Here is a 12,964-nt window from a genome sequence, read left to right as displayed (position 1 = left end):
CGATGAGGGGCTCGCGGGGAGGCTCACGCCTCGCCTCCGGTGACGCGAGCCACGGCGAAGAGGCTCATGCCCACCGGCAGCGTCACGTTCGCCTCGGCGCGGGCGAACAGCGGGGCCAGCGTGTCGTAGATTTTCAGCTGGAGCTTCGGCACGGAGCGGCGACGCAGGAGTCGACTGTTCACGAACCAGCCGGGCATGCCCACCAGGTTCATCCACTCCAGCTTCTCCACCACGAAGCCATTCTCTTCCAGCACGGCGCGCAGGGTGGCGGGGGTGTAGCGGCGGTAGTGGCCCACGGCCTCGTCGATGCTGCCGAACAGCTGCTCCAGCGCGGGGACGAGGATGAGCACCCGGCCTCCGGGCGCCAGAATCTGGCGGAAGCGGCGCACCGCGGACCCGTCGTCGGGGATGTGCTCCAGCACGTTGGAGAGGACGATGGTGTCCAGGCGCTCCTGCTTGAGCGACTCCCAGTCGGCCAGGGCCACGTCGGACAGGTACGGGCGGACGTGGGGGCGGCCCCGGAAGAGGTTCTTCAGGCGGTCGACGTAGAAGCGGTCGACCTCCAGCGCGATGAGCAGCTCCGCGCCGGATTCCAGCTCGCGGGTAATCGTGCCGATGCCGGCGCCAATCTCCAGCACGCGACGGCCCAGGTGCGCGCGGAAGCGGCGGCCCAGCCACTGGTTGTAATGGGTGGCGCCGTCCATGCGCTCCAGCGTGGTGTAGCCCTCGTGCTGGTTGTCCGCGTCGTCGCGCACGGTGGCGTAGCGCATCAGCGTGCGCAGTTGCGACAGGCGCGCGGCGCGCGGGCGGCGGGGCACGGCCTGCATCGGCGGCAGGGAGACCTCGGTGAGGCGGTAGAGCTGCGCGGCCAGCTTCACCACCAGCTCCGCGTCCACCGCGTCGTCGTCGCTGGTGAGGGTGACGGAGCGCAGGGCCTCCGTGCGGAACGCGCGCACGCCGCTGAGCGCGTCATTCACCGGCACGTCCGTGACGAAGCGGGTCATCTGGCCCAGGGCGCGCTCGGCCCACAGCTCCGGCTTCAGACCCGGCGGGCCCCGGCGACCGAAGACGGCGTCCGCGGTGTCCGCCTGGAGCGGGCCCATCAGCGACTCGTAGGCGTCCGTCGCGTAGGCCTCATCCGGGTCCTGGAGCACCGTCACCGCGCTCGTCACGTGGGACAGGGCCGCGCGGATGGACGCGCCCTTGCCTCCCTGGACGCTGAGCACATGCAGCCCGGGTCTCGAAGCCACGTCCGGCTGGCCGTCTCCGGCGAGCACCACTTCGGCGCGGCCGGCGAGGGCGCGGGCGAAGTGGGAGGCGGCATCCACGGTGGAGGAGTCAAAGGGGATGATGACGGAGTGCGGGAAGCTCACGTCGCGCTCCCTAGCACAGGCCGTCGGGATGCGCGCGTTCCACCCTGGAAGAAGGGTGGACGGGGGGCTTCCAGGCGACGGCGGAACGATGGACAACCCGAGGCGGACACGGCACGCTCGATGGCTGTTTCACGGGTGTGGGTGAAGGTCGGGGCCGGCATCCGCCGGAACGGGGCCGCACCGAAGCAATCCAGGCTCGCGGGAGAGACAAGACGTGGAAGGAACCGTGTTCGACCCGGCCGGTGGTAGCAGCGGCCCGACGCCCGCGGGATTGATGCTCCGCGCGCGGGCGCTGTGGCGACGCAAGTGGGTCGTGCTCGGCGTGGCGGTGGTGGTGGCGGCGCTGTCGGCCGTCTACACGCTGCGCCAGCCCAAAATCTACTCCGCCAGCACCTCGCTCATCATCGACGTGACGGCGCCTCGCTTCCTGGACGGCGAGGTGAAGGAGGTCATGGGCGAGGAGCGCAGCAACTACTGGTTCAACAAGGAGTACTACGCCACGCAGAGCGAAATCATCACCTCGCGCGCGGTGGCCAGCCGGGTGGTGGACAAGCTGGGGCTGTCCACGGACCCGGGCTTCCTGGGGCTTCTGGGGCTGCCGGACGAGAAGGCCCGGGTGCAGGCGATGCAGGGCGCGGACGCGGTGGGACTGCTCCAGTCGCGCATCCGCGTGCTGCCCGCGAAGGACTCGCGGGTGATGAACATCGCCGTGGACGACCTGGACGCGCCGCGCGCCGCGCTGCTCGCCAACGAGGTGGCCGGCGCGTACATGGCGGAGAACCTGGCGCTCAAGCTGCGCATGACGGAGGACGCGCGCAGCTGGCTGGAGGGGCGGCTGGAGGACCTGGAGAATCAATCCAAGGCGAGCGAGATGGCCGTCTACGACTTCAAGAAGGACGCGGACATGTTGTCCACGTCGCTGGAGTCGCGGATGAGCATCGTCAGCGACCGCATCAACAGCTACAACCTGAACCTCACCGAGGTGAGCACCCGCATCGCCGCGATGCAGGCGCGCGTGGAGGCCATCCAGAAGCTGCGCAAGGCCTCGCCCGAGGACGAGCTGTGGGCGGAGGCGCTGCCGGGGGCCAAGGACGGCTCCATCCAGGACCTCAAGAAGGCCTACACGGACGTGCGCGTGGCGTGCGCGGAGCTGTCCGAACGCTACCTGCCCGAGCACCCGAAGCTCCTGGAGTGCCAGGGCAAGCTGGCGGTGATTCAGGGAGACTTCCTCAAGAGCCTGCGCAACCTGGTGCGCTCCGCGGAGACGGAGCTGTCGGAGGGGGAGGCGCAGCGCAAGAACCTGGTGCGGCTGTTGGACGACGCCAAGGCCGAGGCGTTCCAGGTGAACAAGAAGTCCATCGAGTACGACCGGCTCAAGCGCGAGTCGGACAACAATCAGCGTCTCTACGAACTGGTGCTCAAGCGGCTCAAGGACATCGAGCTGTCGGGCCTGTTGCGCACCAGCAACGTGCGCGTGTTGGACCCGGCCCGGCCGCTGTTCGCGCCGGTGAAACCGAATGTGAATCGCAACCTGATGGTGGGGTTGGTGATGGGGCTGCTCGCGGGCCTGGGCGTGGCGCTGCTGCTCGACTTGCTGGAGAACAGCGTGGCCACGCAGGCGGACGTGGAGGAGCGGCTGGGGCTGGCGTTCCTGGGCGTGATGCCGCGCATCGAGGGCAGCCGGGTGCCGAAGGACCGGGACCTCTACGTGCACCGTGAGCCGAAGTCGTCGGTGGCGGAGTGCTGCCGGGCCATCCGGACCAACCTCCTGTTCATGTCGCCGGACACGCCGTTCAAGACGCTGGTGGTGACGTCCAGCGGACCGCAAGAAGGCAAGTCCACCACGAGCATCAACCTGGGCGTGGCCATGGCCCAGAGCGGCAACCGGGTGTTGCTGCTGGACACGGACATGCGCAGGCCCCGGCTGCACCGCGCCTTCGGGGTGCCCAACGAGCTGGGCATCTCCTCGCTGGTGGTGGGCGAGGGCACGCTGGACGCGGCGGTGAAGAGCACCGAGGTTCCCGGTCTGTTCGTGCTGCCGTGCGGCCCCATTCCGCCCAATCCGGCGGAGCTGTTGCACACGCGGGCCTTCGCGGAGCTGTTGAAGGCGGCGGCGGGGAAGTTCGACCGCGTCATCCTGGACAGCCCGCCCCTCAACGCGGTGGCGGACGCGGCGGTGCTGGCCACGCAGTGTGACGGTGTGGTGCTGGTGCTCAAGGCGGGCAAGACGAACCGCGAGTCGGCTCGACGCGCGCTGCGCTCGCTGGCGGACGTGCAGGCGCGCATGTACGGCGCCATCCTCAACGACGTGGACTTGAAGGCGCCGCGTTATGGGGACTCGTATCTGGCCTACCAGCAGGGCTACGGGCAGTACGCCGAGGAGTCGAAGGACGGGGTGACGCAGTCGTGAGCGCGCCCCGGGTGGGAGCGGGCCCGCGGGTGTTGCACCTGGGCAAGTTCTATCCGCCCGCGTCGGGTGGCATGGAAGGCCATCTCCGGACGCTGGTGCTCGGGCAGGCCGCGCTGGGCGCTCGGGTGGAGGTGATTTGCGCCAACCACTCGGCGGATGGGACAGGGACGAGTCACGAGTTCCTGGGGCGAAGTCCCACGCGCGAGGACTGGGATGGTCCGGTGCGCGTGGTGAGGCTGGGCCGCCGCGCCTCCGTGGCGCGGATGGATGTGTTGACGGACCTGCCCGGGGCGCTGTGGCGCGCGCTCGGACGGGGCGTGGACGTGGTGCACCTGCACACGCCCAACCCCACCATGGTGTTGGCGCTGGACGCCGTGCCCCGACTGCCGCCCGTCTTCATCACCCACCACAGTGACGTCATCCGTCAGCGGGTGGCGGGTGCGCTCTTTCGCCCCTTCGAGGCGCTCCTTTATGCGCGGGCGTGCCGGGTGCTGGCCACCAGTGACGCCTATGTCTCCGGCTCCGCGTTGCTGCGCGCGTTCCGCTCCAAGGTGCGGGCGTTGCCCCTGGGCATCGACGTGTCGCCCTTCCTCCAGCCGTCCGCCACCGCTCTGGCGGAAGAGGCCCGGTGGCGTGAGGTGGCCGCAGGGGAGCCGCTGTGGCTGATGGTGGGCCGGCTCGTCTACTACAAGGGATTGTTCACCGCGCTGGACTCCCTGACGCGAGTGCCGGGGCGGCTGGTGGTGGTGGGCGAGGGGCCGGTGGAGGCGGAGGCGCGGCGCCGGGCGAAGGCACTGGGCGTGGAGGCGCGCGTGACGTGGGCGGGCTACCTGTCGCCCGACGCCCTCGCCGGTGCCTATCGCGCGGCGACGGCGCTGTGGTTTCCCAGCAACGCGCGGAGCGAGGCGTATGGCTTGTCCCAAGTCGAGGCCATGGCCAGCGGGCTGCCGGTGTTGAACACAGCGATTCCTCACTCGGGCGTACCCTGGGTGAGCCGCCACGAGGAGACGGGGCTGACGGTGCCGGTGGGGGACGCGGTGGCGCTGGCTCGCGCGGCGCGCAGGCTGCTGGAGGAGCCGGGGTTGGCGGAGCAACTGGGACGCGGAGGGCGCGAACGCGCGTTGGGTGCGCTGCGGCACGACGTCATGGCGGCCCGCAGTCTCGCGCTGTACGCCGAGGCGCTGGGGCGTCAGGTTGCCTCGGTGGAGGTGCCGCCCGAGACACCCGGGCGAGCCGCTTCGGGAAGGGTCTGAAGCTTGCGTGTGCTGCATGTCTATAGCGGCAATCTCTACGGGGGCATCGAGTCCTTCCTCGTGTCACTCGCGCGCGAGTCGGCGCGAGCGCCGGGGGGCTCGGTGCATGAGTATGCGCTGTGCTTCGAGGGGCGGCTGGCGGATGAACTGCGCGACGCGGGGGCGGCGGTGCATGTTCTGGGGGCGGCTCGCGTGGGGAGACCCTGGACCGTATGGAGCGCGCGCCGCGCGCTGCGCTCACTGCTGAATCGCGGCGGCTACGCGGCTGTGGTGTGCCACGCGGCGTGGCCCCAGGCGCTGTTCGGCCCCGTGGTGCGCGCGGTCGGCGTGCCGCTGGTCTTCTATCAGCACGACGTGCTGTCGGGAGCGCACTGGGTAGAGCGCTGGGCGGGTGTCACAGCGCCGGACCTGGTGCTGTCGAACAGCCACTTCACCGCGCGCTCGCTGGAGCGCATCTATCCGCGCGTGCCGTATCGGGTGCGACATCCGTTGGTCCCTGCGGCGGCGGAGGTGTTGTCGGCCCCGGAGCGGGCATCCCTGCGCGCGGAGCTGGGGGCTGGGGAAGGAGAGGTCGTCGTCCTCCAGGCCTGCCGCATGGAGGAGTGGAAGGGGCACCGCCTGCTGCTGGAGGCGCTGGGGCGGATGCGCGAGGCGAGGGGTTGGAGGTTGTGGGTGGCGGGCGGCGCGCAGCGCGAGGCGGAGGCGCGCTACGAGGAGGGCCTGCGTGCCCAGGCGCGGGCGCTCGGCTTCGAGGGGCGGGTGCGGTTCCTGGGGCAGCGCTCGGACGTTCCGCGATTGATGCGCGCGGCGGACGTGCACTGTCAGCCCAACACGTCTGCGGAGCCTTTCGGGCTCGCCTTCGTGGAGGCGCTGCAAGCGGGGCTGCCCGTGGTGACGACCGTGCTGGGCGGCCCGCTGGAAATCGTGGACGCGACGTGTGGCCAGCTCGTCGCGCCCGAGGCGGGAGCGCTGGCCACTGCGCTGCTGCGGCTCGTGGTGGACGCTGAGGCGCGGCGTCGGCTGGGCGCGGGAGGTCCGGCCCGCGCCGCGGCGCTCTGCTCGCCGACTGTGTTCCTGCGGGGCCTGGATGAGGACCTGGGAGATGTCATCTCGGGAGTCGCTTCGTGAGCGCGCGTCGAACTCCACGTCCTTCCGTTCCCGCTCGCCAGGGACTCCAGGGGCCCGGCGTGCTCGGGCGTCGGCTCGTGCGCCGCACGTCAGAGGGGCCACTGGAGCCCCGGGTCGTGCACTCCGCTGGGTTTCTGTCGTCGAGCAAGCTGGTCCCCATCTTCATCGGCCTCCTCATCACCTGTCAGCTTGCGTTGCTGGTGGAGGCCATCGCTCCGCTGCGCGTCGTCGTTCGCACCATGGCGTTTGGCCTGAGCCTCGCGTTGCTGGTGCTGGTTCCGGGGCGCGGCCTCAAGCACCCGGCATTGCCCTTCGTGCTGGCGGCGCTGGGAGTCACCGCGCTCAACTTCTTCAACCCGGGTACCATCAGCCCACTGGGAGGCGCGGCGCAGTTGGGTATCCAGTTGTCCATCATCGCGCCGCTGGTCTGGGTGACGCGTCTATCCATTGACGCGAGAACCTTCCGCCTCACGCTCGCGCTGCTCTTCTTCTTCAACGTGGCGAGCGCGGCGACGGGTGTGCTCCAGGTCTACTTCCCGGGCCGTTTCCAACCGGTCGTCTCGTCCGCGGTGCAGTCACAGGGCGAATCGTACCTGCGCAGCTTCGAGTTCGAGACAGCCAGCGGCGAGCGCGTCTACCGCCCCATGGGGCTCACGGATATACCGGGTGGCGCGTCCACGGGCGCCTTCTACACGGTGCTGCTCGGCAGTGGCTTCTTGCTGTCGTCGCGAAGAGGGTTGACGCGGGGACTGAGTATCGGGGGCATCCTGCTGGGGTTGCTCTGCCTCTACCTGTGCCAGGTTCGTGCGATGGCGCTGATGCTGGGCGTCTGTCTGGTTGCGATGGCCTTCATGCTCGCGCTCACTGGGAGGGTGGCGCGGCTGGCGAAGCTGATCGCAGTGGTGGGAGTGTCGGCGGTGTTCGCCTTCGGGTGGGCCGTCGCGGTGGGCGGCGACGCGGTGCAGTCCCGCTGGGACAGCTTGTTCGCAGCGAGGCCGGAGGAAGTCTACCGCAGCAACCGTGGCTACTTCCTGGAAGGCACCTTCGAGCTCCTGCTCCCCGAGTATCCGCTGGGCGCGGGCCTGGGTCGCTACGGCATGGCCAACGCGTACTTCGGCGACAACTCCGACCCAGAGCACCCTCCGCTGTGGGCGGAAATCCAGTGGACGGCGTGGGTCTACGACGGCGGAGCGCTGGTGATGCTGCTCTATCCGTTGGGGCTCCTGGCGACGATGGCGTGGGTGTTTCGCCTGGCCCGGCGGCGCGAGGACCTGGGCGACGAATTCTGGCTGTGGGGCAGCGTCATCTTCGCCTACAACCTCGGTGCGCTGGCTCTGACCTTCAGCTACGCGTTCTTCATGAGCCAGATGGGAATGGAGTTCTGGCTGCTCAACGCGGCGCTCTTTGGCGCCTGGACTCATGCGAAGACCGTACACCCTCATCACCGGTGACTTCGTTGCCACCGGTGGCATGGACCGGGCCAACCTCGCGCTCGCGCTCTGGCTGGCGAAACAAGGCGGCCCCGTGCGACTGGTGGCGCACCGCGTGGCGGACGAGCTGCTCGGCTTCCCCAACGTGCGCTTCGTGCGCGTGCCCAAGCCCGCGAACTCCTATCTGCTGGGCGAGCCGTTGCTGGATGCCATGGGCCGGGCCTGGGCCCTGCGCACGCGCGCCGAGGGAGGCCGCGTCCTGGCCAATGGTGGCAACTGCATCGTCCCTGGCGCCAACTGGGTGCACTACGTCCACGGGGCCTATGTCTCGGAGCCAGCGGGTGGTGCGCTGCGCAGGCTCAAGGGACGGGTGAGTCACGAGCACTTCGTGCGCGAGGAGCGCAAGGCGCTGTGGCGCTCGAACCTCATCATCGCCAACTCCGAGCGGACGCGGACGGACCTGGTGGCGGCCACGGGGGTGCCCGAGGCGCGCGTGCACGTCGTCTACTACGGCGGTGAGGCAGAGCGTTTCCATCCGGTGTCAGCCGAGGAGAAGCGCGCGGCACGCGTCGCCCTGGGGTGGGCGGAGGAGCGTCGCGTGGCCCTGTTCGTGGGGGCGCTCGGTGACAGCCGCAAGGGCTTCGACTCCCTCTTCCACGCCTGGGCGCGGCTGTGCGCACGAGAAGACTGGAGCGTGGACCTCAAGGTGGTGGGCGTGGGCGCGCAGCGCGAGGCGTGGGAGCACGAGGCGCGGGTGCGAGGCTTGTCCCAGCGCATCGAGTTCCTCGGCTTCCGCCGCGACGTCCCCACACTGCTGTCGGCGGCGGACCTGCTGGTGGCACCCACGCGGTACGAAGCCTATGGGCTCGGCGTGCACGAGGCGCTGTGTGCCGGATTGCCCGCGCTGGTGAGTCGCTCGGCGGGCGTCGCGGAGCGCTACCCGGCCTCGCTGAGTGGACTCCTGCTGGATGACCCGGACGACGTGGAAGGTCTGGTCCGCGCGCTGGAGTCCTGGCGGGAGCACGAGGCGACCTGGGCTCCGCACGTGGCGGCCCTGTCCGAGAAGCTTCGCGCGTGGAGCTGGGACGACATGGCCGCCTCGCTCGTCCAGGTGATGGAGCGGGAGGGCTGAGCCTCAGCGCCGCGCGAGCAGCTCGTCGAAGAAGTCCAGATGCGCGCGTGCGACGACGGGCCAGGCGAAGCGGGTGACGGCTCGCTCGCGGCTTCGGGTGGCCAGCTCCCGTCGTCGCTCCGGATTCTCCAGCAGCTCCCCCAGCGCGCGCGTCCACGCGGAGGTGTCCGCCTCCGGCAGCACGAGCCCCGCGTCGCCCATGGTGTGAGGGATTTCGCCCGAGTCGCTTCCCAGGACGGGCACGCCGCACGCGAAGGCTTCGGAGAGCATGCGGCCGAACTGCTCCTTCCACCGGGGCGTCGTCTGGCTGGGCGCGCAGAGCACATCCATGGCGTTGAGCACGCGCGGGACTCCGTCATGGGACACCCCCGTGAGCACGCGCACGCGGTCTCCCTGTCGCGCGGCCCAGGCGCGCAGCTCCGCCTCCTGAGGCCCGCCTCCCGTGAACAGCGCGCGCCATGGGCTCTGGAGGTGTTCCAGCGCTTGCATCAACAGGGACAGGCCCTTCTCGGGAACGAAGCGCCCCAGGTAGCCCACCACGGGAGGCCCGTCGCTCTCCCATCCCAGCGCGCGTCGCACGGCGGCTCCCGAGGCGCGGTCGGGGCGGAACAGCTCTGTGTCCACGCCCATGGGGATGACTCGCATGGGACGCGACGCATAGCCCGGCCGGCCGAGCAGGTTGTCCTTCACCGTCGCGGCTCCGGTCACCCATCCCACGCTGCGCCGCACGACGAAGCGCTCCGCCTGGGCGAAGGGTGGGGGATAGTGCTTGGAGAGGTTCTGGAACGTGCTGAAGACGAAGGGCACGTGGCGCGGGGTGAGCATCGCCGCCTCGAGGCCCGCGAGGACGTAGGGCTCCTCCCAGGCATGGACCAGGTCCGCGCCTCGGAGGTGCTCGCGCAGCTCCGGGCCGTAGACGAAGGCGTGCGGCGAGCGACTCAGGAAGGCACGGATGCCATGGACCTTCGCGGCTTCGTCCGGTTCGTGCTGGAGGTGGATGTGGCTGAGGTCGCCGTGAAAGAAGCGGGGCGCCACGGCGGTGACGTCCCACGCCGCTCCGCCGACGCGGGCCATCTCGTTGGCGAGGCGCCGGTTGAGGGTGACGACGTACGAGTGCGAGACGGTGACGAGTCTGCGAGGCCGCTGCACGGGTGCTCCGATGAGCGGTGGACCAAACCAGAGCCCCCGAGGACGGTCAACTCAGCGCTCGTCCCGCAGCGTCCGGTACACGTCGAGAATCTCGCGCGCATAACGCTCGCGAGAGAAGCGCTCCACGGCGGTCTGTCGAGCCGCCACACCCAGTCGCTCACGCAGCGGTGCGTCTGTCAGCAGGCGCCTCAGCGCCGCCACCAGGGGCCGTGAGTCTCCAGGTGGAACGGTGAGGACATCCGTGCCGTCGGTGAGGGCCTCGGCCGCGCCGCTCGCGCGCGAGACGATGGCGGCCCGCCCGCAGGCCAGGGCCTCCGCGATGGTGAGGCCGAAGGGCTCGCGCCGGGTGCTGGCGTGCACGAAGACGTCCAGGGCGCGGTAGACGGCGGCGGGCTCCGCCTGGAAGGGCACCAACCCCACGCGTCCGGAGAGCTTCCAGTGGTCGATGAGCTGGCGCAGCTCCGCCTCGGTGAACTGCGAGCCCGGCGTCTGGTACAGCGGCGCACCCACCACGTAGAAGCGCACGGACACCGTCGGCTCCAGCCGCGTCAGCGCCGCCGCCGCTTCGAGGAAGACGTCCTGCCCCTTCCAGCGCGCATAGGTGGCCACCAGCCCCACGCGCAACGTGCCCGCTGGCGCAGGAGGCATTCCCGCGAGCGCGTCCAGGTCCGCCGGGACACCTGGGGCGAAGCGCTCCGTGTCCACACCGTTGTAGACGACGTGGACGGGCACCCGGCCGAGCACCCCGCGCGCATCCTCACCCACGGCGCTCGAGTTGGCGATGGCCGCCGACGCCAGTGGCGCCAGCGTTCCCAGCGCGCGCCGCACCAGGGGCCGCTCACTCAAGAAGTCGTGGATGTGCCAGACGCGCTTGAGCGGCAGGCCCGCCGTGACGGGACTCAACAGGTGAGTCTTGATGCCATTGGAGTGCAGCAGGTCCGGACGCAGGTTCTCGACTTCGTGACGCAGCGCACGGCCGTAACCGGCCAGCAGCGCGGGCGCGGGCAACAGGCTGCGCGCGAAGCGCCACGTCTCCCATGAGGTAGGGCCCCGCAGGGCGCTGTCGCCCAGGCTGGACAGCTCCTTCGGAAGCGGGAGGAGTCGCGCGTCGACGCCCAGGGCCCGCGCCGAATCGACCAGCAATCCCTCGGAGCCCGCGAGCAGGAGGAGGGACAGTGACGGGTCCAGTTGGCGCAGGCAGGCCATCAGGTCCAACAGCGCGCGCTCGGCGCCACCGAGGATGCCCACCGGATTGAGGAAGAGGACGCGCACGCGCCTGTGACCGAAGCAGAGCCCTCCGGAACCGTCAATCACCGGAGAAATCAAGTCAGATGAGTGAATCCAGGAAAGCGTTCTGATACGGACCCGCATCGGGTTTCAGTGAGATGGCTTCCACCGGGCGTGCCGAGCGATGATGCGCGGGACGATGAGCCCATCTCGAAAATGCCCGCGCTGTGGGGCGGACCATCGACCGGGTGTGACGGTATGCCCGCAAGAGGTGTTTCGAGCCGGCGTCGTGGCACGGGCAGGTGCGTATCGCCCGGACTCGGAAGAGGACACGGACGAGGCCACGTTCAAGCGTGAGCGGCATCAGCTGTCGGAGCCCGTGCGGCCCCTGGTGGAGGGTGTTCCCGCCGCGTACGCGGCGCGGGCGATGAAGTGGGAGGAGTCCGTCACCCGCGACGTGCTGGTGGGCACGAAGGTGGGCGACTACCTCATCAAGCGCCGCATCGGGCGCGGCGGCATGGGCATCGTCTACGAAGGGGAGCACGCGGTCATCGGACGCAGGGTCGCCATCAAGGTGATCCGCCCGGACTTCGTCGAGGTCGGCCGGGCGCGGGACCTGGCCACGGAGGCGCGCTCGGCGGCGGCCATTCGTCATCGCGGCATCATCGACATCATCGGCTTTGGCGCCATCCCCGACGTGGGGCAGTACCTGGTGATGGAGTACCTGGAGGGCACCCCGCTGGATGAGGTCATCCACCAGCGCGCCCCCATGCTGGAAGCGGAGGTCATCAAGATACTGGATGCGCTGCTGAGCGCGCTGGCCGCGGCGCATGGAGTGGGGGTCATCCACCGCGACCTCAAGCCGGGCAACGTCTTCATGGTGCGCGAGGCCGACGGCAGTGAGTCCGTCAAGGTGCTCGACTTCGGCATCGCCAAGCGCAGTGAGGCGCCGTTCGGCAGCACGCCGCAGACGCACGCCAACGCCATGGTGGGGACGCCCGAGTACATCGCGCCGGAGCAGGCCTGCGGACATGAAGTGAGTCCGCAGACGGACCTGTATGCCGTGGGAGTCATCGCCTACGAGATGCTGACGCGGAGGCTGCCCTTCGAGGGTGAGTCGGCCATGGCCATCGTCGTGCACCACGTCCGCACGCCGCCGCCGCCGCTCGCCAAGCACCGGCAGGTGAACGCGTCGCTGGAGGCCCTGGTGATGAGGCTCCTGGCGAAGGAGCCGTCCGAGCGGCCCGCGTCCGCGGAGGCCGTGCGTCGCGAGCTGAAGCTGGTCCTCGCGGGGTTCTCCGAAGGAGTTACACGGCTCTCCGCGCCGCCTCCGGAATTTCGTGCCACGGAGCTGCTCCAGGCCCTTCCCATGATGAAGGGGAAGGCAGGGCGTCGAGGCCGCCGTGTCGCCATCTCCGAGTCCGACCGTCCGACGAATGTCCTGGTGACGCCCACGATGTTGCTGGAGGCGACGTCGCTGGACCACAAGGCCGTGCGCCCGCTGCGCTCACGCAAGCTGTTGATGGGCGGCGCGCTGGTGCTCGTGGTCCTGGTGGGCGGCTGGGCCTTCCTGTCACAAGCCCGGACGCGCGCGGCCCGTCGTGATGCGCCTCGTGCGCGCGTCCAGAAGACCGCGTCTCGGGGGATGGGCACGGTGGTGCTCAAGGTGAACGGGCCTCCGCTCCAGGAGGTGTTCGTGGATGGCAAGAGCCACGGCGAGAAGTACGTGCTGGAGCTGCCCGAGGGCACCCACCGGCTGGAAGTGCATGGCCGTGGCCGTGAGGCCTCTCACAGCAGCTCCATCGACATCCGCGCGGGTTCGTTCATCGAGCACCACGTCACGCTGCCGTCGCTCCTGTGAG

9 protein-coding genes are annotated in these 12,964 nt (G+C 69.9%); 6 read left to right on the top strand and 3 right to left on the bottom strand.

All coding sequences use genetic code 11. From position 1 onward, the window contains the following. Window positions 1-23: 23 nt before the first annotated feature. Complete coding sequence (locus G4D83_RS35880; protein WP_163869407.1) at window positions 24-1,373, bottom strand: bifunctional glycosyltransferase/class I SAM-dependent methyltransferase; 1,350 nt, start codon at window positions 1,371-1,373, stop codon at window positions 24-26. 214 nt (window positions 1,374-1,587) lie between these two features. Between G4D83_RS35880 and G4D83_RS35875 the strand changes: the two genes are divergently transcribed. Genes G4D83_RS35875 through G4D83_RS35855 form a run of 5 tightly spaced genes read left to right on the top strand, consistent with a single transcriptional unit; the run spans window position 1,588 to window position 8,726 of the window. Next, a complete protein-coding gene (locus tag G4D83_RS35875) occupies window positions 1,588-3,783 on the top strand; it encodes a GumC family protein (protein ID WP_163869406.1) in 2,196 nt (731 codons plus the stop codon). Beyond that, a complete protein-coding gene (locus G4D83_RS35870) occupies window positions 3,780-5,036 on the top strand; it encodes a glycosyltransferase (protein ID WP_163869405.1) in 1,257 nt (418 codons plus the stop codon). Before G4D83_RS35875 ends, G4D83_RS35870 begins: the two co-directional genes overlap by 4 nt. Before the next feature lie 9 nt (window positions 5,037-5,045). After that, window positions 5,046-6,164 carry a glycosyltransferase gene (locus G4D83_RS35865; RefSeq protein WP_338041960.1) on the top strand — a complete coding sequence of 373 codons (1,119 nt, stop codon included), beginning with the start codon at window positions 5,046-5,048 and terminating at the stop codon, window positions 6,162-6,164. Next, complete coding sequence (locus tag G4D83_RS35860) at window positions 6,161-7,615, top strand: hypothetical protein (RefSeq protein WP_163869403.1); 1,455 nt, start codon at window positions 6,161-6,163, stop codon at window positions 7,613-7,615. The genes G4D83_RS35865 and G4D83_RS35860 overlap by 4 nt, the downstream gene beginning before the upstream one ends. Continuing rightward, window positions 7,584-8,726: a glycosyltransferase family 4 protein gene (locus G4D83_RS35855; RefSeq protein ID WP_163869402.1), complete on the top strand. Its 1,143-nt coding sequence runs from the start codon at window positions 7,584-7,586 to the stop codon at window positions 8,724-8,726. Before G4D83_RS35860 ends, G4D83_RS35855 begins: the two co-directional genes overlap by 32 nt. A gap of 3 nt (window positions 8,727-8,729) precedes the next feature. Here the strand turns inward: G4D83_RS35855 and G4D83_RS35850 are convergent, their stop codons facing one another. Further along, window positions 8,730-9,875: a glycosyltransferase family 4 protein gene (locus tag G4D83_RS35850; protein ID WP_163869401.1), complete on the bottom strand. Its 1,146-nt coding sequence runs from the start codon at window positions 9,873-9,875 to the stop codon at window positions 8,730-8,732. A 51-nt stretch (window positions 9,876-9,926) separates the two neighbouring features. After that, complete coding sequence (locus G4D83_RS35845; RefSeq protein WP_163869526.1) at window positions 9,927-11,147, bottom strand: glycosyltransferase family 4 protein; 1,221 nt, start codon at window positions 11,145-11,147, stop codon at window positions 9,927-9,929. 244 nt (window positions 11,148-11,391) lie between these two features. Here G4D83_RS35845 and G4D83_RS35840 point away from each other — a divergent pair, with 244 nt between their 5' ends. Further along, window positions 11,392-12,963 (top strand): serine/threonine-protein kinase, encoded by a 1,572-nt coding sequence (locus tag G4D83_RS35840; RefSeq protein ID WP_163869400.1) that lies wholly within the window; start codon window positions 11,392-11,394, stop codon window positions 12,961-12,963. Window position 12,964: the final 1 nt, after the last annotated feature.

This window comes from Myxococcus eversor (assembly GCF_010894455.1).
Taxonomy (GTDB): domain Bacteria; phylum Myxococcota; class Myxococcia; order Myxococcales; family Myxococcaceae; genus Myxococcus; species Myxococcus eversor.
The sequence above is the reverse complement of the archived record's forward strand: the minus strand, read 5'-3'. Positions and strand labels throughout refer to the sequence as shown.

Bases quoted from the DNA above. Each gene is read 5' to 3' on its own strand.
- G4D83_RS35855 (WP_163869402.1), top strand. From the start codon at position 7,584: ATGCGAAGACCGTACACCCTCATCACCGGTGACTTCGTTGCCACCGGT.